The organism is Pedobacter foliorum, from assembly GCF_013266735.1.
Lineage (GTDB): Bacteria > Bacteroidota > Bacteroidia > Sphingobacteriales > Sphingobacteriaceae > Pedobacter > Pedobacter foliorum.
Map to the genome: position 1 here is coordinate 97,143 of NZ_JABSNU010000004.1, position 23,580 is coordinate 120,722.

A 23,580-nucleotide genomic window follows, 5' to 3' on the forward strand; every position below is an offset into this window, starting at 1 on the left:
TTTCTTAACCTGTTGTTAATCTACATGTTGGATATTTGTGCAATAAACTAATATCCCTATGTTGGAATTGTTTTTAATAGTATGTGTTATTGCAATAGTCGCTTTCTTTTTTAGCCCATACGAATTAACAATGGAGGACGATGATATCTAAAAGAGAAGTTGAGATAGCTGTAATTTCCGACGTTCACTTAGGAACGTATGGTTGTCATGCTAAAGAGTTGTTGAAGTATCTTAAAAGCATTAAGCCCAAAATGCTTATCCTAAACGGAGATATTATAGATGTGTGGCAGTTTAGTAAAAGATACTGGCCTGAAACCCACATGAAAATAGTGCGCAAGCTAATGAAATTTGTAGTTGAAGGGGTTCCGGTATATTACCTAACCGGAAATCATGATGAATTACTGAGGAAGTTTGCAGACATGCACATGGGTGCTTTTCACCTACAAAATAAACTGATTCTGGAGATTGACGGTAAAAAAGCATGGTTTTTTCATGGCGATGTTTTCGATGTAACCATGCAACATTCTAAGTGGCTGGCTAAATTAGGCGCAGTTGGTTATGATACGTTGATATTGATAAATAGTTTTGTGAACTGGTGCCTGGCATCTATTGGAAGGGAGAAAATGAGCTTCTCTAAAAAAATAAAAGCCCAGTTTAAAGATGCAGTGAAGTTCATTAACAAGTTCGAATATACTGCTGCGGAACTTGCAGTAGAAAAAGGATATGAATATGTAATCTGTGGACATATCCATCAGCCAGAAATGCGTACCATTAAAACAGAAGAAGGTGAAGTTACCTATCTGAATAGTGGAGATTGGGTTGAAAACTTAACTGCCCTTGAATATTACGACAAAAGCTGGAAGATTTTTAAGTATGATCAAAAGGACTTTGAGAAGGATGAGGTAGAAGAGGGAGTTTTATCTGATAGTGAAGATCTTCACAGTAAATTGGATATTAATACTTTATTGCAAAAGATTAAATTAGAAATTGCCTAACGCGTAAAATTTACAGATATTCGGTGCGGATGAAGATACTTTACGCCATTCAGGGAACCGGCAATGGACACATTAGCCGGGCAAGAGAAATTGTACCGTTGCTTCAGCAATACGGAGAGGTAGATCTTTTGATTAGCGGAACACAGGCGGACGTTAAATTAACTCAGGAAGTGAAATATCAGCTTCATGGGTTTAGCTTTATCTTCGGAAAAAAAGGAGGCGTAAATCATTACGAGACCTGGAAAGAGATGGATCTTCCGCGCTTTGTTAGAGACATGCGCAGCGTGCCTCTTGAAGAATATAATCTGATACTTAACGATTTTGAACCTGTTACGGCATGGGCTTGCAAAAGACAAGGTATTGAGAGTGTTGGGCTTAGTCATCAGGCATCCTTCCAGTCAAAAAAAGTTCCTAAACCTAAAAGTATAGATTGGGCACAGTTGGTTATGAAATATTATGCCCCGGCATCTCACTATGTTGGTTTTCACTTTGATAGGTACGATGATTTCATTTATACTCCTGTAATTCGTGCTGAAATCAGGAATATGATAGTCTCAAATCTTGGTCATTATACTGTTTATTTACCAGCGATCGATGATAAGTTTCTTGTTCCTATTTTAAAACAGATTGCTCATGTAAAATGGGAAGTGTTCTCTAAACACACCAAACATGCTTATACTGATGGAAATGTAGTGGTAAATCCTGTAAACAATGAGTTGTTCAATAAAAGCTTAGCTTCTTGCGAAGGACTATTTACCGGAGGTGGATTTGAAGGTCCTGCTGAGGCATTACACATGGGTAAAAAGTTGCTGGTAGCACCTATGAAATTCCAATATGAGCAACAATGTAATGCCTTTGCACTAAAGCAATTTGGTTTGCCGGTAATATGGGGTAGTAATAAAAACTGGTTGCCCATTATTAAGGGCTGGGTAAATAATCCTCAGGAACACAAATTTTATTTTCCCGATGAAACGGCTGCGGTAATTGATAAAGTTGTGAAGCAGTTTGCCAGATAATTTGCTTTACTTTGCCGTAATATACAGGCATGATCAATCAATTTAGAAATTTAAACCCTATAAACCTGCTCATATTATTCGCATATACTTTTTTTATGCGCATGGCGATATTTGCTGATTTACCCCCATCACTTCAGTTTGAATTTTTAGAGCCGTATACTAAATTCTTTATCCAGATCCCTCTTCAGAATACGTTCTCGCCTGCTGGAAACGTGTTTTTCGCAGGAATCATCATCTACATACAGGCAATTTTATTTAACAGGGTGGTTAACAATCACGGGTTGTTAAGTAAGCCGGGGTTTTTACCTGCTTTACTTTACGTTACCGCCTCGAGTTTGTTTATGCCTTTCCTTGTTCTGAGTCCTACTTTGATCTGTAACTTTTTGATGATATGGATAATGGATAAGTTTTTGAAGATGGGTAAATCGCCAAATGCAATCATGACCATGTTTGATGTGGGGATGATTATTGCCATCGGAACACTTATTTATTTCCCTTTTATTGTAATGCTGGCAATGCTCTGGTTTACACTGCTGTTATACAGATCATTTAGCTGGAGAGAGTGGATTTCTGGCTTGGTTGGCTTTTTAACCATATTTTTCTTTGTAGGCGTTTATTATTATTGGAACGATAACTTGTCGATGTTCTACAAGATTTGGCTTCCACTGGTGAATAAGTTCCCTTCTGTATTTAAGATCAATTATAACGATTACTTGGTGTTGGTTCCTGTTGCGGTGATGATCGTTTTGGCTACATTGCAATTGCGCGAAAACTTTTTCAGGAGCTTTATAAGTACCCGAAAAGCATTTCAGATGCTGTTTTTTATGTTCCTCATCAGCATTGTAAGTTTTTATACCAAACCTGATTTTAGATTGTCTCATTTCTTGCTATGCGTGCCTCCCGGTGCTGTATTACTTGCTTATTATTTCTCAAATGCAAAAAAGAGATGGTTTTATGAAAGCTTGTTCCTGATCCTTGTTTTTGCCATTCAGTACTTTTTGTTTGTTTAACTTTTTTTAACAATTTGAAATGTTGAAACTTGCCAAAGATTAATAGCTTTGTGCAATGAAGTTTGGAGTAGCTGTCCTGAATGCATAATCTTGTCATAGATATTGGTAATACGAATAGTAAACTGGCTGTTTTTAACAACCGGGAGCTGATTGAGTACCTGACACTGAAACAGATGACTGCTGAGGATGTTTTAAACTTAATTAAGCAGCATAAGATAAGTAATTCAACAATTTCGAGTGTTGCCGTTGAGTTTGAAGAGATAATTAATGTTTTAAAAGAGAACACAAATTATATCGAGTTTTCTACAAAGGTCAATACCGGAATAAAGAATCACTATAAAACACTTGCTACGCTGGGTTTGGATAGATGGGCTAAAATTATTGCTGCCCATTATTACTATCCTCAAAGAAATTGTTTTATAATTGATGCAGGAACCTGCATCACATACGATTTGCTGGATAGCGACCATGCCTATTTTGGAGGTAGTATAAGTTTAGGCTTACATATGAGGTTCGAAGCTTTGCATCATTTTACCCGCCGACTGCCTTTGGTAGAGTGGGATAGGATGGAAACCGAAATTCCGGCAGGAGAAGACACAGCGACAGCCATTAAGAGTGGGGTTCTGCAAGGTGCAATTAATGAAGTTGAGGGATTTATTTCCCATAAAAATAAAGAAAATAAGGATCTAACCGTACTAATAACTGGGGGCGATGCAGCTTTTTTGCTGAAACAATTAAAAAACAGCATCTTTGCGCCTCAAATTATACACGATCCATACCTAGTATTAAAAGGATTAAATGAAGTCATTGCTTTTGAATATGTACAAAAAGATTAATTATATAGCGGCAGTATTGTTATTGCTTACCAGTATTTCTGTTAATGCACAGGTTACAACACAGTCGCCGTACTCCAGATTTGGACTTGGAAACGTAAAAGGAGCATTACTTCCTCAGTTTAAGGCAATGGGCGGTATTTCTACAGGTGTTTATAAACCAAGTGGTTTTAGTAATATCAACATGCAGAACCCTGCTACTTATTCAGGGATTACGCTTACCACCCTTGATATGGGTTTGAGTGGTGCTGTTACCACATTAAAAGATGGCTCTAAATCTGAAAGTAGTTTTAATGGTACACTTAGCCATGTTGCAGTAGCTTTTCCAATAGTAGCAGGAAAATCAGCAATAAGCTTTGGTTTATTGCCTTTTACTGAACTTGGTTACGAGTACACTGTTAATGATAGGTTAGACACAAACAATGTAAATTATAATTATTCAGGAGAAGGAAACTTAACAAAAGCATATTTCGGTTACGGACAGCAATTTGGAGATCATTTTAGAATTGGAGGTAACATCGAATATATATTTGGAAATTTGCTGGAAAGCGCCACTTTGGATCCGTTAAATCAGGTTGCTTTTAATAGTCGTAACATTAAGAAGAATAGTGTTGGTGGTGTTGGCTTTTCTTATGGTGCACAATATGAGATTCCTTTGGGTACAAAAAAACGTATTACTTTAGGATATTCAGGATCTTCTTCTTCATCAATTAATTCCCAGAAGACCTTTTTAACAACATTATTTAAAGTTGATTCTCAGGGTGAAGGAACACCTGATACTGTTAAAATAGATCAAAACAGTTCTGCTAAATTGAAGCTTCCTTTAATGCATAATTTTGGTATCTCAATTCAAAGAGACAACAAATGGATGATTGGCGCAGATTATAGAATGGGAAAATGGTCTAAATTGAGCTTGGATGGTCTAAACCAAGGTCTACAGGATAGCTGGGGATTCTCTGGAGGAGGTCAATTTACGCCTGATGCAGGGGCAACTACCGGCTATTTTAAGCACGTAGACTATCGCATGGGTTTCCAATATGATAAGACGTATATCAGACTAAACGATCAGGATGTTAAGCAGATGGCTGTCACCTTTGGGCTTGGTCTGCCACTGGCACTTAGCAGAAATTCCATTTACAAGCTAAACTTTACAACTGAAGTAGGAAAAAGAGGTTCAATAACCAACGGTCTTATTCAAGAGAACTATATAAATTTCCACTTAGGATTTACACTTAACGATACCTGGTTCAGAAGATATAAATTCGATTAATGAATACTCGGGGTATAATATATGGAAGTGTTATACTTTGTCTGCTACAGATTTGCTTAAGTTCTTGCGGAGAGGATGACTTGAAGAAGGCTGCAAAGCTGTCTGAAAAAGTCACTTTAGACCGCGACCGCACCACCGGTGTGGATATCATCTACAGTGATTCAGCAAAGGTTAAAGCGCAGGGTTTTGCACCTATCATGGATAAGGTTACTCCAGCTAATGGAGCTGGTTATCAGGAAATGCCAAAGGGTGTTAAAATCAACTTCATAGACGAGATCACTACAAAGATTAAAGGATCCATCACTTCCGATTATGCGATTATGAAGGAAGCTGAGAAACTCACCATTTTCAAGAGAAATGTAGTTGTCGTGAACGAAAACATGACTTTTAATACGGAAGAGCTGGTTTGGGATCAGAACAAGAAACTGTTCTTGTCGCCAAAAGGTGTAGTCACAAAACCAGACGGTACGGTTCTTAATGCGGTAGATTTTAGTGCTACTGAAGATTTCAATTTTATCAACTGGAAAAATGGCTCAGGGGAGACCTATGTGCCGGAGAATTTCGGAGAATAAGCTTATTTATTTAAGGGCCTTATTCGCTTAATTTTTAAATACTTATTCAAAAACAATTTTATATTTTCTTTTTTTAGCAAAAGTTGTATCTTGCGCCCTCTTAAAAAAAATTATAAATAAGAATATTATGGGTTTAATGACATTTTTGCGGAATCGCGCAGGCTATATTCTGATTGGAGCCATCGGTTTTGCAATTGTTGCATTTTTAGTTGGTGATGCAATTAACGTAGGTAAGCCTTTTTGGGCTGCTTCTCAAAAAGTTGTAGGGTCTGTTGACGGTGAGGAAATAAACATAGATGAGTTTGGTGCTAAGGTTGATCAGAGTTTAGCTCAGTTCAAACAGCAATACGGAGGTTCCGGTAACGCTCAAATGCAAGCTATGGCTGTTGACAACGTATGGCAAGGCGAAGTAGCTAAGGTTCTTTTAGGAAAAGAATATAGCCGCTTAGGTATAAATGTATCTTCTGATGAGTTGGCCGACCTTATTAAAGGCGATAACCCAAGCCCACTTATTGTACAATATTTTGGAAACCCTCAAACTGGTAAGGTTGATAGAGCCCAGGTGATCAGAACCTTTAAAGAAGGTTACAAAGATCCTAATATGGCAAAACAGCTACAAGCAGTTGAAGAAGAAATAGAAAGACAAGCATTACAACAAAAATATGTGAAGTTTGTAACTAACTCTGTTTACGTAACTTCATTAGAAGCTAATGATGAGCATGTAAACCGTAATAAACTGGCTAACTTCAAATATGTTGGTTTAGAATATGCTTCTATTCCTGATGCTAGTGTGAAAATTGCTGAATCTGATTATTCAGATTATTATAACGATAACAAACAACGTTTCGAAAATCCTACAGAAACTCGTGCATTTGAGTACGTAGCTTTTAGTGTTAACCCAACTAAAGAAGATTCTGCAGCGGTTAAAACACAAATTGAGAAACTTGCTGCTGATTTTAAAACATCTGCAAATGACTCTCTTTTTGCGGCAGTTAATTCAGACGTTAAAGTTCCATACACTTACCTTACTAAAGGCAAATTAGATCCTGCTGTAGATTCAGTAGTGTTCAATTTACCTGCTGGTAGTTTCTACGGACCTAAGCTGTCTGGCAATTCTTACAAATTGGTTAAAGTGATTGATACTCGTTTCTCTCCTGATTCAGTTAAAGCAAGTCATATTTTACTTGATGCAAGCAAACTTGGTGGTGTTGATAAAGCGATCAAATTAGCTGACTCGTTAAAGGGCCTTATTCAAAAAGGTGCAGCCTTTGCTACTTTAGCAGCTGAGTACAGTGTAGACGGTTCTAAAGATAAAGGTGGAGACCTTGGTACATTTGTTCGTGGACAAATGGTTCCTGAGTTTGAAAATGCTGCATTTAATGGAAACGTTGGTGACCTTAAAATTGTAACCAGTCAATTCGGTGTTCATTTAATCAAAATCGAAAAACAAATTGGTTCTTCAAAAGTGGCTAAACTAGCTTACATTGAGAAAAGCCTAATGGCAAGTAATAAAACTAAGGATGCTGCTTATAAAAAAGCAAGTAGCTTCTTAAGTGAAGTTAAAGGTGGTAACTTCTCTGAGTTAGCTCAGAAAAAAGGTTACACTTTAGGTGTTGCTGATAAAATTACACCAACACAAGGCTTTGCTCCAGGTTTAGATAACCCACGTCAGTTAATACGTGATGCTTATAGCGCTAAAGCAGGTGACGTGTTAGATCAGGTTTATCAAATGGATAACTCATTTGTTGTAGCTCGCGTAACAGATATCAGACCAAAAGGAACTTTGCCTTTAGATGCAGTTAAGAAAGATATTGAGCCAATCGTTCGTAATATTGTTAAAGCTAAAATGCTTAAAGAAAAAGTTGACAAAGCATTACAAGGTGCCGGCAATATTGATCAGGTAGCTCAAAAATTAGCTAAACCTGCAACTCCTGTTCAAAATGTTGTATTCGCAAACCCTATTATCCCAGGCGCAGGTCAGGAAAATAAAGTAGTAGGTGCTGTTTTTGGATCTCAGCCAGGTAAGCTTTCTAAAGCTATCGATGGTGAACGTGGTGTATATGTATTCTCAGTAGATGGATTTACTAACCCGGCTCCATTAGCTAATACTTACAAACAAAAAGAAATAATGATGCAGGCTACTGCTCAGCGCTCATTAGGTGCGGCATTCCAGGCATTACAAGATAAAAGCGACATAAAAGACAATAGGGTGAAATTCTATTAATCTTATTTTACGTAATTTTGCAACCGGAAGTAGTTTATACTTCCGGTTTTTTTGTGCCTTACGTCATCCTGAAATAAATTCAGGATGACGGCAGTATGTAAGATTGCCGGTTTTAACAATTATAATATTTGTAGTAATGGATATTCAAGAGAATTTTGTCAATAAAGTAGCTTCCAGTGGTTTAATCACTTTTAACCTTGAAGAGTACCTTAATCAGGGAGAAAGAGTAGTTTATGATATTAAGGATAATCTTTTCCACGGATTGATGTTGAGAGAAAAGGATTTCAGAGAGTTTATAAAAGCACATGATTGGGCTAGCTATGAAGGTAAAAACGTAGCAATCATCTGTAGTGCAGATGCAATTGTTCCTACTTGGGCTTACATGCTTTTGGCTAATAAATTAAAGCCATATGCAAATGAAGTAGTTTTTGGTAACCTTGAAACATTGGAAACCATTTTGTTTACCAAGGCACTGGCAAAAATAGATATTAATGCTTTTGCAGGTGAGCGTGTTGTAGTAAAGGGATGTGCAGATATTTATTTGCCTGTTTCTGCTTATGTGGAAATTACGAATCTCCTAACGCCTGTTGTTAAGAGTATTATGTATGGAGAGCCATGCTCTACCGTGCCCATTTATAAGCGAAAGGATTAATTTTGGATTGCTTTTTGTTTTAGCTTAGGTATGAGAAGATCATTTTTATTATTTGCTGTTGTTATATTCCTAAGCTTTAAAGGCTTTGCACAGGAATTGCCTTTTGTAAAGGAGCCCGTATTTCAGCCAGGAGAGGTGCTTACCTATAAATTGAAATATGGATTTATTACTGCTGCGGAAGGAACATTAAAAGTGCTCAATTCAGATTTGAAATTTGATGGTAATCCTACCTATAGGTTAAGCGTTGATGGAGTAACATCCGGAACCTTTGATGTTTTTTATAAAATAAGAGATCATTACGACTCTTATATTGATAAAGTTAATTTAAAGCCTTACTTCTTTCAGGAAAATATTAGAGAAGGAAGTTATAGACGACAAGATAAAGCAAGATTTAGTCAGGAAGAAAAGAAAGTAGTCGCAACAAAAGGTACTTTTTCAACACCGAATAATCAAACGTTCGACCTGGTGTCCTCTTACTATTTTGCAAGGAGTCTCGATATCTCTAAAATGAAATCTGGCGACTATGTTAAATTGAATTATTTCCTTGGTGATGAAGTGAACCAGTTAGAAATTCAATATCTGGGCAGAGAAATTGTAAAAACAAAGCTTGGAAAAATAAGTTGTTTGAAATTTAGCCCTTCAATTAAGCCTGGTCGAATATTTCGTAAGGATAGTAAATTATACTTATGGATTACCGATGATGGCAACAGAGTACCTGTAAAGGCTCAGGTTGAGATTATAGTAGGGTCAGTAATAATGGAAATTAAATCGGCAGATGGATTAAAGTATCCACTAGCCATAGTAAATTAAAAAGATGATAGAAATACAAAATACCCTGGTACATGAAGACCTGATTAGAGAAAACTTTGTGTGCAACCTCAACAAATGTAAGGGTATTTGTTGCGTGGAGGGAGATGCCGGAGCTCCATTGGATGTTGCTGAAACTGCGATACTCAAAGAAGTTTATCCAAAGATTAAGCATTTGCTGGAGGCTAAGGGAATAGCAGCGATAGAAGAGCAGGGAACATCAGTGGTTGATGCTGATGGAGATTTGACAACTCCATGTGTAGATGGAAATAAAGAGTGCGCTTATGTTACTTTTGAAAATGGAATTACTAAGTGCGGAATAGAAAAGGGATATGAACAAGGATTAGTTGATTGGCAAAAGCCAATTTCTTGTCATTTGTATCCTATCAGAGTCACCCAATATCCTGAATTTGAAGTTTTGAACTATGATAGGTGGCATATTTGTCATGATGCCTGTTCTTTTGGAAGGGAATTAAAGGTGCCTGTTTATCAATTTTTAAAAGGCCCTTTAGTAAGAAAATATGGTGTGGAGTGGTTTAAAGAACTAGAAGATACTGTATCTTCGAATAATGACATAGTTGGTTAGAACACTAATAGAATTTTAAACAAACAAACGCTATAACTTGAAAGGAATTATTTTAGCAGGGGGAAGTGGCACAAGGTTGCATCCTTTAACCCTGGTAATGAGTAAACAGATGATGCCGGTTTATGATAAACCGATGATCTACTATCCATTGTCTATCTTGATGCTTGCGGGGATTAATGAAATCCTCATTATTTCTACACCTCATGACCTTCCGAACTTTGAAAAACTGCTTGGTGATGGAAGTGCTTTAGGATGTAAGTTTTCTTATGCAGTTCAGGAACAACCAAATGGTTTGGCACAAGCCTTCGTCATCGGAGCAGATTTTATCGGCAATGATAAAGTAGCGCTGGTACTTGGAGATAACATTTTCTACGGTGATGGGATGGCTAAATTGCTACAATCAAGCGCCGATCCTAGCGGTGGTGTTGTGTTCGCTTATCGTGTTTCTGATCCTGAAAGATATGGCGTTGTAGAGTTTGATAAGGAGAACAGAGCGATTTCTATTGAAGAGAAACCGGCGCATCCTAAATCTGATTATGCAGTTCCGGGATTGTATTTTTATGATAATTCAGTTGTAGAAATCGCTAAAAACATTAAGCCTTCGGCAAGAGGGGAGTATGAAATTACAGATGTAAATAAAGTATATCTGGAACAAGGAAAATTAAAGGTAGGTGTACTAAGCAGAGGTACTGCATGGTTGGATACTGGAACTTTTGCATCTTTAATGCAGGCAGGACAATTTGTTCAGGTGATTGAAGAACGTCAGGGATTAAAAATTGGATGTATCGAAGAGGTTGCTTACAGAATGGGTTTCATTGACAAAGAACAATTAAGAAAAGTAGCTGAACCTTTAGTGAAAAGTGGTTATGGTTCTTATTTGTTGAAGATTTTAAAATAAGAATCTTTTATAACTTAAAATTTAAGCGCTGAGAATAACTGAGGGCTCTTGTACAACAACCATCTGCTTTCGATAGAAGATATTAATCCTGCATGTTTTGATTAAATTAGGACATGCAGGATTAATATCTTTTATTGATAAACTTTAGTCTCTGCCGGCGGCTGTAGGAGAATCCTATTGTTTTTTATATAGCAGTCTCTGAGTAATATATTTAAATGAGGGCGAGCCATTAATGGATGTTTAATTCATGTTGGTTTTCACAGGAAGCCCGTATATTGTAGTATGCAGTTTTAGCATATTAGTGAGCCTAATTGGTATCACCCTACGGCTGTACAAGCAGCCTCTAATTATTTGTTTTATTCATGCGCCAGCTTAGTTGGTGTAATTAAGCCAGTACCGGCTCTTCTATCTAAGTTTAACTTATATTGGCGCTCAAAGGAAGCCAGTATATTATGTTACGTAGTCAGCATATTTGCGAGCTTAGTTGGGAATGCCCAATGGTGATATAACTATGCTCTTTTCCCCTCCTTTATTCAATAATTACGTAAATCCCTGCTTTTTCTGCTTTGTAGGTAATCTTATCTTTCAGACTATAATAGCTCCAGTTCTGCAATAAAAAGGGATCTTCTTTGGCAATTTCTTCCTTCTGCTGTTGATTAATCAGAATCAATGTTGCCGCCTGATATTTTATGCAGAGGTTGATCAGTATCCGGCTATAGACATGCAACTTATATTCCACGTATTTTTTTTCACGCTGGCGATAATCTTCCAGACTTTTGTGTTTTTTTTTCTTTCCGTGACCTCCACGGTTAAAAACTACAGATTTTTTAACTCTGAGAATAGCGGCTTGTATGGCTAGTCTGCGATGGAGGAATTCTTCTTTATTTCCTATAGCATATTCGCGATTTCCGATTTTAACAGTAACAGGATGCTCAATCGACAAGGACGCTTCAGCAATTATGGAAGTGTCCAGCGCATATTGATCTTTTTCAATCTGAATAGCTGCCAGTAAAAACACTTTACCTTTGTCTAATTGGATGCTGCTGGTGCGAAGTCTTAAAGTACCATTTTTAATTCTATCCAGTAGAACCTTCTTGTCTGAATGATCTTTTCCAAGGTAGGTTCTGAAGGGAATCTGGAATAACCTAAAACTGAAATTCTTGTTGTCTGGAGTTGAACTAAGACTTGAAATTACTCTCGGGCCAAAGGGCAGGGGAAGGGTCTTTTTATAGTTCCTAAGTGACTTTTCACCCTTCCAGTAAGCCATCTTTTCTTTGTTAAAGTAAGAAATTAGGGTGTTGTTTAGGTTGGAAAGGATGTTGGTGGGGATTTGTCCCTTGAAATGATTAGAAAGCAAGCGGTAAGTCGTGTTTGTCCTTGAGGACTTTAAGATCCCGTTTTCCTCTTTTTTTTCATCAGCCAGTTTCAATTTGATCTCCTGAGTTAGATAAAAGAAGTCTTTCACATGTTCCTGTACAAAATGATGGGTCATGATCATGTTGGCAGCCCTGAAGCAAATCCGTTGCCAGCTGTATAGCTGCTCTTTTGCCGCTTTGATCACTTCTACCTCATCTGAATCAATAAGCAGCTGGATCTTACGGTTTAGGATTATTGTTTCTTTTTCCATGGTTTTAGCTTTTTATTTTTTTGATTTTAGTGTAGGCCTGCACAAAGGTTCTTTGTATCTGCTGCTGACTTAAATTCAATTGGCGGGCGATTTCTTCAAAGCTGTACTGCAGTTCGTAGCGCATGTGCAGAATTTTGGATTGTTCCTCGGACAGATCGCCTTCGAAGTAGAATTTGCTGGTTTTTCCTGCGGTCTCGAGCTTGCCAGAACTGGTCAGGATGGATTTTAGTGTTTCCAATGTTTTTTCGACCGTTCTGGCTACCTGATAGTCCGAAATGCCGCCGATATGCCAGGCGATGCGGTCATAGTTAAAAGCGTATTTCAGGCAGAGCTTAATAAACAATTGTTGGTTTTCAGCGAGGTTGGGTATAACTGCTTCAACTTGCCTCCACTGTAGCTTTAAGCGTTCATCCAGTTCTTCCTGATAGATAGTCTCGTCTTGATCCGGTTCTATTTCGGGGTCATATCCTCCGAGGAATTCCTGATAGTTTTCTATCTCGTCAAGCCTTAGCATGTTCCGTTGGAAATTGTGCTGGGAGGTTTTGTAATAAGCTTTGCAGGCTTTAATGGTGGTGTCACTAAGAAAGGTTTCGATGTGTTTAGGATCAGTGATGCTGTTTCTGATCAGCCAGAGGCGCAGAAAGGCTTCGCTGACGATGCAGTTCGCGTTGACCTCATCTTTGATATACCTGCTTCTTTTATAAAATAGAGCCGGGTAGAGTCGGTTATAGAAATACTCTAAGCCTTGCTCATCGCCTTGGGTGAATTTGAGAAAATTACGGTGTTCGTCCTTGATTTTACAACTGGTGAAGTTCATATTAATAATAATTGGTTAGCAATTAATATGAGTCGTAAACCGAGTTAACGCCAAATGGCGTGGAACTCAATTCGTCGAACTGGGGGTACTGGTATACCTGGGAACGACAAAAAGAGCCCACGCCATATAGCGTGAGCATCTTCACTGTCATCTTGTTCCCGTAAATTACCAGTTTTCCAGTTCAAGACTCTAGTGTAATGCTTCAAATTTTTTTTAAGAAGAATTACAAAAATAACATTAGATAATAATTATTGTGAATTAATGATGCTAAAACCTGTCACTATTTGTCACGCTGTCTTTTAGTAAATAGCTCAATCCAATTTTGTGGATTGTATTATTTTATCATTGTTTTTACAATAGTTATAATTATCTGTTTCATGTAGACTAAGATAATATAAAATTTTCAAATCCACAAGTGGAGTTGATGTGAATTTTAAAATTATGTCAATTGCCACTGCAAATGGCAGAGAAAACCGAAGAACTTTTATATGTTGAGATATCCGAAATGGACTATCTCCTGATATGCAATGTAAGAGATCTTAGAAAGGAAATTGGTTTGACTCAATTGCAGCTTTCTCAGAAGATGAAATTAGCTGATGGCTTTGTTTCAAAAGTTGAAACTTTTGTTGAAAGAGCGAAATATAATGTAAGGCATTTGCCATTGTTAGCTAAAGCGCTTGATTGTGAAATTAAAGATTTGTTTCCAAAACAAACTCCTAGATACGACCAGGTCAAACTAACGTTACGTAGAACTAATAGGATAAATCGGGATGGTTCTGTTTCTACTAAGAAGGAAACTGAAGTGGCTAGAATCGAACCCATTCATTGAATAAGCATATTAAAACTTCCTTTTTCTTTTCTGATCTCATTAATACAAGCTTTTTATGTTATTAAGGTAGATTTATTTTGGGATGATGCTATTAAAGATTCAGAAGTTTAATCGTTAACCTTTATAACATCAGTCCTGTAAAAAGTGAGTTTTTCCTTAGTTTATTGGTGCAAATAGCTGATTGATAGAATCTACATATTTGAAATAATTCATAAATATCTTGTGGAATATTTGAATTTTAAAAACTACTTTATATATTAGTGTATTATTTAACTAATACAGTAGTAATGATAACAATTAACAATCTTAATTTTGGTTACAGTAAGCATAACCTGCTTTTTAAGGATATGAGTATGCAGCTTAGCGCTGGTCATATTTATGGCTTACTCGGAAAAAATGGTGCAGGTAAGTCTAGTCTATTGAAAAATATAGCTGGTTTGGTATATGCGCAAAGCGGATCTCTAAATGTGATGGGGTTTAATCCTGCCAAAAGAGAACCCGATCTATTAGCCGACATCTGTTTTATTCCTGAGGAGTTTCATCTCCCATCAATCAAAATTGATGCGTATATAATGGCAAATGCTCCATTCTATAAGAAATTTGATCATGCTTATTTGAATGTGCTGCTAGAGGAATTTAACATTCCTATTAGCAATAAGCTGGTTAATATGTCTTATGGACAAAAGAAGAAGTTTATTATTGCCTTTGGTTTGGCTACCCAAGCTAAGCTGATTATTATGGATGAGCCAACCAATGGTTTAGATATTCCTTCTAAGGCTCAATTTCGTAAAGTTATGGCCTCTGCCTTAACTGACGACCGTTGTATCGTCATATCAACCCATCAGGTGCGTGATCTTGATAATTTAATTGATACAGTGATTATGCTAGATGAAAGTACAATTGCCTTAAAAGCATCAATTGAAGAGATCACTCAAAAGTTAACCTTTAAAAAGATGAAGGAGTTGGACGAAACGGTTATTTATGCTGAACCAGCTTTATCTGGGTTTAACGTAGTAGTGCCAAACTACCATCAGGAAGATAGCAAGATGGATATTGAACTTTTATTCAATGCTGTACTTGCGGAAAAGAAAAAACTTAAACCCATTTTTAATTAACGCGCTATGAACAACATATTTAATTTCAATCGTTTCTGGTTATTGGTAAAAAGACAATGGCTTGAGTTTGGCAAAATATACCTGATCAGTTTATTGGTGATAGCAGGTGTATTTGTTCTATTTTATTTGTGGAATTTCCCAGATCCGGATAAAGATTACCATTATAATTCAGATGGGTTTTTGAACCTGAATTTTAGAATTCCTTTGTTTCTTACGTCGGGATTCATTTTTATCAGCGTAATAGCCAGTAGCTATTTTTCAATGCTCGGACAGAAGGCTAAGGCAATAATTGAACTAATGGCTCCTGCTTCAAGTTTAGAAAAATGGCTGTGTGGGTTATTTTACACAAGTATCTTAAGTGTATTTAGCTTTTTGCTAGTTTTTTATATTGTTGATCTGACTTTTGTAACCTCCATTGAAAAGTCTATTGGTCATATTACAGTTAGTACCGCATCTGGGGCTTATCCTATCCCTAAAACGGGTGTTGTTGGTATAAGGACTTTGTTCTCTGAATTATTGGTACATAAAGAGATGAGGTCCATGTATGGAATCCCGTTTATGATTACCAGTATTTTTCTCTTAGGCTCAGTTTATTTTAATAGGTTTCATTATATAAAAACTGCAGTTGTTACACTGCTTTTTTGCAGCGGGTTGATATATGCACTTGTGAAAGTAGGAATGTGGTTGACCCTCCATAAGGTACAGGATTCCGCTAATTTTGGATATAGATCCCATAACGATGAAGTCTTTACCTTTATACTAATTGGGACTGCATTCATAACATTGTTTTTCTGGACAATAACCTTTTATCGTGTAAAAGAGAAAGAGGTTTAATTAAACTACACAAACATGGAATTTAGAGATAATAAGGCAATATACCTTCAGATAGGGGATTACGTTTGTGAACATATTTTGTTGGGCAAATGGAAAGATGAAGAAAAAATACCCTCAGTAAGAGAGTTGGCTGTGTCATTAGAAGTTAACCCTAACACGGTAATGCGTACTTACGAACTTCTTCAAAATAAAAATATCCTTAGCAATAAGAGAGGCATTGGTTTTTTTATAGCAGAGGATGCTATTAAACAGATAAAACTTTATCGTAAAGTTCAGTTTATGGACGAAGAGCTTCCAGTGTTTTTTAGAAACCTTTATCTGCTGGATATTGGTTTTGAAGAATTGGAAACGAGATACAAGAAATTTGTTAACCAAACATTTACTAACCCTTAGGTTGAATGTGTCTTAAAGACATTGTAACCACTAAAAAAATACTTCGATGAAAACAAGTAATAAATTATTGATCGCATTTGCAGTCTTGATGTTTGTTGTGCCATTAACAATAATGGCCTATACTATAAATAGAGATTATAAAGATCCTGAGGAAATCAAGGAACAAGGGAATGCCAATTTACGTTTAAACTCCAGTTCTAATGGCTTTTCTAGCATAGTGCTTAAGAAAACGTTCAAATCTATAAGTGTTCATGGAGATAGAGTAGGCGCTTTTGGGAATAGAGATAAAACCTGGTATGTAAATCTTGTGAATGATAAGGATTATGGAGTAAAAGTTTCGGAGACCTATAAGGATTTTATCGAAGTAACTATTGACGCTAATGAGCAACTTCAAATTACATTGAAGGGGGATCTTAAAGATGTATCTTATCCCATTGCTATCTATGTGTATGCACCAAAAATAGAAGAGTTAAATTTATCAGACATAGATGCAGTTACATTAACATTCAAAAAACAGACAGAAGCATTAAAGTTAAATGCTAAGGAAATAGTTTTTTTAAATATGGAGAACGATTTCAATGTAAATCACCTGAGTATTAATGCTGAAAAGGTTAATGATTTGCTGTTGGCTGGAGAAGGAGTTAAATCTCTTGATTTAGATCTGAAATCCTCACATTTTAGGTCTGAAGAGAAATCTTACGACTTACTAAATATATCTGCCTCCCCTGAATCAGGATTGAATATCTCAGGGGATGAACAAAACAAAGATCGTATTGGTATCAATCAATTGACATTAAATACTTCTGGTAAAGTAGATGTGAATTTGACAGATATCAAATTAAATGCCGTTTCAGGAAGTTTATCAGACGAGACTATGATTAAAATACCAATCGTTTATTTAAAGAAAATGATAAAGTAACACGCTCTTTTAACGCTAAATTACCATTAAACAAAGCCAGCCTCAATAGACCGTCGCTGGTTTTGTTATAAATACTGTATTTTGGCATATCTTCATGGTCTAATGCCAAAATCGCTTAATGTTTAGACAATTTATGCAAATTTTGCATGCTGTAATTCGCTTTCTTTGAGAAACCTAATAAACCAAATTAAACCTAAAAAGAAAGCTAATGAAATCTTTGTTCTCATTTCTATTTGCCGTATTGTTGACAATCAATTGTGCCTTCGCCAAAGATTTCTATGTTTCCCCAAAAGGGAGTGATAAAAATTCAGGAACCAGAGAAAAGCCTTTTGCGACTATAAAAAGAGCGCAACTTGCTGCGCGGAATACCCCTGGCAAAGTTGTTATATTCCTCCGCGGAGGAACGCATTATCTATCACAAACCGTTGTGTTTACTCCTGAAGATTCAAGAAAAGCAAATGGCGAGCTAACCATAAAGCCATATGCAAACGAAAAAGTAGTTGTCAGTGGCGGAACTCCTTTAACCTTAAAATGGGAAAGTTATAAAGGCAAAATCATGAAAGCCAAGGTTGGTGGCGACTATATTCTTGATCAGCTTTTCATTAACAGCCATCAGCAACGCATGGCTAGATACCCTAACTACAATCCTGCAGTAAGGTTCTTTGGTGGGTCTTCTGCAGATGCATTGAGCCCAGAGCGCATAGCTAGCTGGAAAAACCCAACAGGTGGTTTTATCCATGCATTGCATAGAGCAGAGTGGGGTGGTTATCAATACCAGATTACCGGAAAAGATGGAGAAGGGAAACTGAAAATGGAAGGTGGCTACCAAAATAACCGCCAAATGGGGATGCATGAGAAGCATCGCTTCGTTGAAAATATATTCGAAGAACTCGATACAGTAGGAGAGTGGTATTATAATAAAGAGGAAAAGATGCTTTATTATTACCCAGAACCGTCCAACACTAACCTTGCCGGATCTAAAGTCGAAATCCCTCGCTTAAAACATCTTTTTGAATTTAAGGGCTCCGAAAAAACTCCTGTTAAAAATATAAACATCGAAGGCCTTGAACTTACCCATACACTTAGAACGTTTATGGAAACCAAAGAGCCACTATTGCGTAGCGATTGGACCATATACAGAGGTGGTGCAGTTTTGATGGAAGGAGCAGAGTCGTGCCAGGTGAGGTCTTGTTACTTCAACCATGTTGGAGGCAATGCCATATTTTTAAGCAATTACAACAGAAATAATAAAGTCTCAGGCTGTCATATCGCTTACGCAGGGGCGAGCGGAGTTTGCTTTGTTGGCGATCCAAAAGCGGTTCGTTCTCCTAGTTTCGAATATGCTCAATTTGTACCATTTAACGAAATTGATACGGTTCGTGGACCAAAAACAAACAACTACCCTGCAAATTGTACAGTCGAAAATACATTGATGTATGGGCTGGGACAGGTTGAAAAGCAGGTAGCAGGTGTGCAAATTTCAATGTCGATGAGTATCAATGCTATTCATAATACCATTTACGATGTTCCAAGAGCAGGTATAAATATTAGTGAAGGAACATGGGGTGGCCATGAGATTGCCTTTAATGATGTTTTCAATACTGTTTTGGAATCAGGAGATCATGGTGCATTTAATTCATGGGGTAGAGATAGATATTGGAATGCTGATGTTCCTGTAATGAATAAGATCGTTAAAGATAACCCTGCATTAATCACAGCTGATGTAATAAAGACCATTACACTGCACGACAATAGATTTCACTGTGAGCATGGATGGGATATCGATTTGGACGACGGGTCAAGCAACTATCGCATCTATAATAACGTTTGTTTAAATGGAGGGTTAAAACTTCGTGAAGGGTTTTACAGAACAGTAGAAAATAATATCATTCTAAATAATTCATTTCATCCCCATGTTTGGTTCGAAAACAGTGGAGATGTGTTTAAGCATAACATTGTAACCAGAAATTATTATCCTATCGGAATCAACTTCTGGGGTAAAGAGATCGACTATAACTTCTTTGCAGATAAAGCCTCGTTAGAAAAATCACAGCAGGCAGGTACAGATCAGCACTCTACATTTGGAAACCCTGAATTTGTAAATCCTTCAATTGGCGACTACAGCGTTAAAAGCACTTCTAAAGCATTGGCTTTAGGCTTTAAGAACTTTGCTACTGATAAATTTGGCGTAACATCACCGTCCTTACGCAAAATTGCCAAAAAAGCACCAATTCCTGTCCTTAAGGGAATAGAAGGTGTAAACATGAGTGAGTCTACTGAATGGTTTGGATTGAAAGTTAAAAACCTGGAAACATTGGGCGAGCGTTCTGCAACAGGAATGCCTGAAGAAATAGGTGTTCTGGTACTTGGTGTAGATGCGAATAGTCCTTTTGTTGGGGTATTAAAACCTAATGATGTTATCCTTTCTTTTAAAAAGAAAACAACAAATAAAGTAGCTGAATTGGTTGCCGAACAGCAGAAAAATAAATCAGATAAAACTGTCGAAATGACTATTTTTAGAAGCCAAAATACACAAAAGATCAACTTAGATAAGCCGCTCAAATAAATACGACAACCAGTAAAACATGAAACAAAAAGCAACCATTTTATTTGCATTATTAACCCTCTGTAAAACCCTGGCTTTTGGTCAGCACGACCCTAAAGCTTTAAAAGAGTGGCAGGATCAAAAATATTCTATGTTCATTCACTACGGAATTTATTCTGTTTTAGGTGGGGTTTGGGAAGGAAAACCAGTTACAAAGGGATTAAGTGAACAGATTCAGGCCCATGCAGGTATCTACAGTGATACTTACGCAGATGTGGCTAAAAGGTTTAATCCTAAAAACTGGAATGCAGATTCTATTGTTTCATTGGCTAAAAAAGCAGGTATGCGTTCTATCGTAATTACCTCAAAACACCACGATGGCTTCTGTATGTTCAAAACCAATACTACAGATTTTAACGTGGTTGATGCTACACCTTTCAAAAGAGATGTGGTAAAAGAACTTTCTGAGGCATGCAAGCGTGGTGGATTAAGATTTGGATTGTATTTCTCTTTAATCGATTGGCATTACCCTCAGGCTTCTCCAATTTCGAGTAGTAATTCAGATTATATTACACCTGAGCATGTGCAATACAATAAAAAACAGATTACAGAACTATTAAGTAATTACGGACCAATTTCAGAGCTGTGGTTTGATATGGGCTCTCAAAATGCAGACGAGAGCAGGGAGTTAAGAGATTTAGTTCATAAGCTTCAACCTGATTGTATGATCGGTAGCAGAATCGGAAACGATATGGGCGATTTTAATGTGATGGGTGATAATCAGGAGCCGGATTATGCAATTGGAGTACCATGGCAGTCACCTGCATCTTTCTTTGATGAAACCTGGAGCTACCGTTCGTGGCAGGAAAGAGGAAGTGAGGAAGCGAAAATTCGTGAAAAACTGACAAGCTTAATTAAAGTTGCAAGTCGCGGAGGTAATTTCTTATTGAATATAGGTCCCAAAGGAGATGGTTCAGTGGTTGATTTCGAAAAGGATGTTTTGCTAAGCATAGGCAAATGGTTGGATAAGAACAAAGAAGCCATTTATGGAACAGATCCTGATCCTTTCCATATTTCATTTAAATGGGGAAGCCTTACCAGCAGACCAAATAAAATCTATTTGCACTTGCTTTCAGCTCCTGAAAATGGAGTAATAGCGCTTCCTGGACTTAAAGGGAAAATTAATGATGTGTACGTTCTTGGGGAGAATAAAAAAGGTAAATTCAGTCAGAATGCTTCTGGCGTAACAATTAATGTTCCTCAAGGTTTAGCTATTGAAAAGGAATTTAAAGTGATTGTAGTGGAGTTTGCCAATGGATATTCTGTGCCTCCAGCAAACATCATCGCATTCACTAAAACACCGTTAACCCTTAACTCGCATAATGCTTTTAAGCATTATAGCAGCTCAGGAGTAGATTACAATAACCGTTATCAAAGCACTGTAAAGGAATCGTGGACGATCAGCCCTTCAAAAGGGGGGAACCTAACACCTGTTATCTATTATACAGACGAAGAAAAAGGGAAGGCAATAGATTTAGAAATTAATGGAAAAACTACCGTTGTTACATTGAACGGAACTGGTGCCGAGATGCTAAAGAATGATCCTGCAGCTATTCAATGGGGAGATATTTACCAGTCGGGCTCTTATTACTCAGGTATGGGTGGGGTACATGGAAACTTAACCAATGTAGATGTGAGTAAGCCTTGGCCAAATAACGACAGTCAGGTATGGAGTAAGGAAGCTAACAGGAAAAATAATGTTACTTATGAAATAGAGGCAGATAAAAATTCAGCAACCTATTTCTTACAGGAAATTACTTCAGATAAAGATCAGTCCTGTCTTGTCGGCATAACCAGTGGAGATGGTGTTACTGTTACGTTGAATGGAAAAGTATTGGCAGAGCATAACAATCCATTTAAAGAAAAACAATTAAAGGATGTAATCTTATTACCACTCAAAAAGGGAAAGAATCAGTTGATTGTGAAGTACTATAATGGCTTTAAAAAAATCAATGTGATGAGCATTGATAACAAATTAAATCAAACGGTTTATCGCCAGGAGCTAAAACCAATTGCTGTAGAGAAAGGGAAATACTATCCAATTAGCTGGCAATTGCACAATCCACTTTCTCCGCATACAACTATCGGACTATTTAATGCACGAATTGAAATCAGATAATCAGAACAAATCCGATTAAGTTATTTTGGCAAATGAATTGAGATTTCTGTAAGAGCACATTGGGTAACGAGCCACTCAATGTAGTTAACCGAATCTTTATTTGCCAAAATAGCTTAATAATAAGGTAAAATGATAAAATAAATCATTTCAAAAAACGCGTTCTTTGACTAACCAAAAAATTAAACCAGATGACTCAAAACAAGTACCTGTTTCCATTTATTATGATTACCTCCCTGTTTTTTATGTGGGGCTTTGTACATAATTTAGATCCAATTCTAATCCCGCATTTAAAAAGGTCTTTTAGTCTAAGTACTTTAGAAGCGTCATTGGTAGATTCTGCTGTATTCATCGCCTACTTTGTGATGGCGCTTCCAGCAGGATTCATTATGAAAAAGTATGGTTATAAAACCGGGATCATTCTTGGTTTAGCATTGTTTGCCATAGGGTCGTTTTTATTCATACCTGCTGCAAATACCCAAGCATATGTATTCTTTTTAGGAGCGTTATTTATTATCGCATGTGGACTTACCATTCTGGAAACGGCGGCTAATCCTTATGCATCATTGCTTGGCCCTCCCGAAACGGCAACTTTTCGTTTGAACTTTGCACAGTCATTTAATGGGCTTGCTGCAATGACAGCTCCGATAATTGGTGCTAAAATTATTTTAATTGAAGGTATTTCAGATGCTGAATTAAATAAAATGACTGCTTCTGCAAGGGAATTTGCCTTGGCATCAGAAGCGTCATCTGTAAAAATGCCCTATTTAGTGCTGGGAGGTATTATTCTTGTAATCGCAATCATCTTCGTCTTTTTGAAATTACCTGAAATTGTAGAAACAGAAGAGCCTGGCGACAAAGCAACTGACCATACCATATGGGATGCGCTTAAACATAAACACCTGAGATGGGCTATTCTTGCGCAGTTCTTTTATGTAGGTGCGCAGGTTTGTGTGTTTAGCTTTTTTATTCTGTATGCTACCAAAGCTGCGGAAATAGATCAGCAAAAGGCAGCTGGCTATGCAGGTATTGGAATGGGGTTAGCCTTTTTAACCGGGCGTGTACTTGGTACTTTCCTAATGAAATTTATAAAGGCAGAGCGTTTATTAGCTATTTATGCCGTAGCCAGTATGGTGCTGTGCGTTGTTGCAATAGTATCTCATGGTACTGTAGCATTGTTTGCTGTTATTGGTATTGCATTCTTCATGTCCATCATGTTCCCAACTATATTCTCGCTGGGGATCAAAGATCTTGGAAAGGACACAAAATTTGGAAGCAGTCTGATCATTATGTCCATCGTTGGTGGGGCGTTATTGCCGCCGGCAATGGGTTATATTGCTGATTTAGCCGATATACAGGTTGGTTATATCGTGCCATTAATATGCTTTGCTGTTGTATTCCTGTTTGGTATAACCGGACACAAGGTTGTAAAAAGAGCGTAATATTAAAACCTTAGAAAAAT

General features: G+C 37.1%; 21 protein-coding genes. 19 read left to right on the forward strand and 2 right to left on the reverse strand.

Going from position 1 to position 23,580, the window contains the following annotated elements:
• Nucleotides 1–143 precede the first annotated feature (143 nt).
• The 11 genes from HQN83_RS10205 (at nt 144) to rfbA (ending at nt 10,863) form a co-directional block, all read left to right on the forward strand.
• Entirely contained in the window at nt 144–995 is an 852-nt protein-coding gene (locus HQN83_RS10205) for a UDP-2,3-diacylglucosamine diphosphatase (protein WP_173090543.1), read from the forward strand.
• A gap of 29 nt (nt 996–1,024) precedes the next feature.
• The gene (locus tag HQN83_RS10210; protein WP_173090241.1) at nt 1,025–2,011 is read left to right on the forward strand and encodes a glycosyltransferase family protein; all 987 of its coding nucleotides are present in this window, start codon (nt 1,025–1,027) and stop codon (nt 2,009–2,011) included.
• A gap of 29 nt (nt 2,012–2,040) precedes the next feature.
• Nucleotides 2,041–3,021, forward strand: coding sequence for a DUF6427 family protein (locus tag HQN83_RS10215; RefSeq protein ID WP_173090242.1), 981 nt, complete (start codon nt 2,041–2,043; stop codon nt 3,019–3,021).
• Between the two features lie 80 nt (nt 3,022–3,101).
• Entirely contained in the window at nt 3,102–3,857 is a 756-nt protein-coding gene (locus tag HQN83_RS10220) for a type III pantothenate kinase (RefSeq protein WP_173090243.1), read from the forward strand.
• Nucleotides 3,820–5,124, forward strand: a complete 1,305-nt coding sequence (locus tag HQN83_RS10225; RefSeq protein ID WP_246254439.1) for a hypothetical protein — start codon at nt 3,820–3,822, stop codon at nt 5,122–5,124. Before HQN83_RS10220 ends, HQN83_RS10225 begins: the two co-directional genes overlap by 38 nt.
• Nucleotides 5,124–5,696 (forward strand): hypothetical protein, encoded by a 573-nt coding sequence (locus tag HQN83_RS10230; protein ID WP_246254441.1) that lies wholly within the window; start codon nt 5,124–5,126, stop codon nt 5,694–5,696. The genes HQN83_RS10225 and HQN83_RS10230 overlap by 1 nt, the downstream gene beginning before the upstream one ends.
• Before the next feature lie 127 nt (nt 5,697–5,823).
• Complete coding sequence (locus tag HQN83_RS10235; protein WP_173090244.1) at nt 5,824–7,920, forward strand: peptidylprolyl isomerase; 2,097 nt, start codon at nt 5,824–5,826, stop codon at nt 7,918–7,920.
• A gap of 136 nt (nt 7,921–8,056) precedes the next feature.
• A complete protein-coding gene (locus HQN83_RS10240) occupies nt 8,057–8,572 on the forward strand; it encodes a DUF2480 family protein (RefSeq protein ID WP_173090245.1) in 516 nt (171 codons plus the stop codon).
• Between the two features lie 30 nt (nt 8,573–8,602).
• Nucleotides 8,603–9,382 (forward strand): DUF3108 domain-containing protein, encoded by a 780-nt coding sequence (locus HQN83_RS10245; protein ID WP_173090246.1) that lies wholly within the window; start codon nt 8,603–8,605, stop codon nt 9,380–9,382.
• Nucleotides 9,383–9,386: 4 nt separating this feature from the next.
• Entirely contained in the window at nt 9,387–9,965 is a 579-nt protein-coding gene (locus tag HQN83_RS10250) for a DUF3109 family protein (RefSeq protein WP_173090247.1), read from the forward strand.
• A 37-nt stretch (nt 9,966–10,002) separates the two neighbouring features.
• Nucleotides 10,003–10,863, forward strand: a complete 861-nt coding sequence (gene rfbA / locus HQN83_RS10255) for a glucose-1-phosphate thymidylyltransferase RfbA (RefSeq protein ID WP_173090248.1) — start codon at nt 10,003–10,005, stop codon at nt 10,861–10,863.
• Nucleotides 10,864–11,392: 529 nt separating this feature from the next.
• Here the strand turns inward: rfbA and HQN83_RS10260 are convergent.
• Together HQN83_RS10260 and HQN83_RS10265 are read right to left on the reverse strand one after the other, a co-directional pair.
• On the reverse strand, nt 11,393–12,490 hold the full coding sequence (locus tag HQN83_RS10260) for a hypothetical protein (protein ID WP_173090249.1): 1,098 nt from the start codon (nt 12,488–12,490) through the stop codon (nt 11,393–11,395).
• A 4-nt stretch (nt 12,491–12,494) separates the two neighbouring features.
• Complete coding sequence (locus tag HQN83_RS10265; RefSeq protein WP_173090250.1) at nt 12,495–13,307, reverse strand: sigma factor-like helix-turn-helix DNA-binding protein; 813 nt, start codon at nt 13,305–13,307, stop codon at nt 12,495–12,497.
• Nucleotides 13,308–13,767: 460 nt separating this feature from the next.
• On the opposite strand from HQN83_RS10265, the gene HQN83_RS10270 reads away from it, so the two are divergent.
• The 8 genes from HQN83_RS10270 to fucP all read left to right on the forward strand — a co-directional run bounded on the left by HQN83_RS10270 (nt 13,768) and on the right by fucP (nt 23,560).
• Nucleotides 13,768–14,136: a helix-turn-helix domain-containing protein gene (locus HQN83_RS10270; RefSeq protein ID WP_173090251.1), complete on the forward strand. Its 369-nt coding sequence runs from the start codon at nt 13,768–13,770 to the stop codon at nt 14,134–14,136.
• A gap of 287 nt (nt 14,137–14,423) precedes the next feature.
• A complete protein-coding gene (locus HQN83_RS10275; protein ID WP_173090252.1) occupies nt 14,424–15,251 on the forward strand; it encodes an ABC transporter ATP-binding protein in 828 nt (275 codons plus the stop codon).
• 6 nt (nt 15,252–15,257) lie between these two features.
• Entirely contained in the window at nt 15,258–16,085 is an 828-nt protein-coding gene (locus HQN83_RS10280) for a hypothetical protein (RefSeq protein WP_173090253.1), read from the forward strand.
• Nucleotides 16,086–16,100: 15 nt separating this feature from the next.
• Nucleotides 16,101–16,478 (forward strand): GntR family transcriptional regulator, encoded by a 378-nt coding sequence (locus HQN83_RS10285; RefSeq protein ID WP_173090254.1) that lies wholly within the window; start codon nt 16,101–16,103, stop codon nt 16,476–16,478.
• Between the two features lie 46 nt (nt 16,479–16,524).
• Entirely contained in the window at nt 16,525–17,397 is an 873-nt protein-coding gene (locus tag HQN83_RS10290) for a GIN domain-containing protein (RefSeq protein WP_173090255.1), read from the forward strand.
• 208 nt (nt 17,398–17,605) lie between these two features.
• Entirely contained in the window at nt 17,606–19,963 is a 2,358-nt protein-coding gene (locus HQN83_RS10295; protein WP_173090256.1) for a PDZ domain-containing protein, read from the forward strand.
• 19 nt (nt 19,964–19,982) lie between these two features.
• Nucleotides 19,983–22,121, forward strand: coding sequence for an alpha-L-fucosidase (locus tag HQN83_RS10300; protein WP_173090257.1), 2,139 nt, complete (start codon nt 19,983–19,985; stop codon nt 22,119–22,121).
• A gap of 188 nt (nt 22,122–22,309) precedes the next feature.
• Nucleotides 22,310–23,560: an L-fucose:H+ symporter permease gene (gene fucP / locus HQN83_RS10305; protein WP_173090258.1), complete on the forward strand. Its 1,251-nt coding sequence runs from the start codon at nt 22,310–22,312 to the stop codon at nt 23,558–23,560.
• The last annotated feature ends 20 nt before the right edge of the window (nt 23,561–23,580 follow it).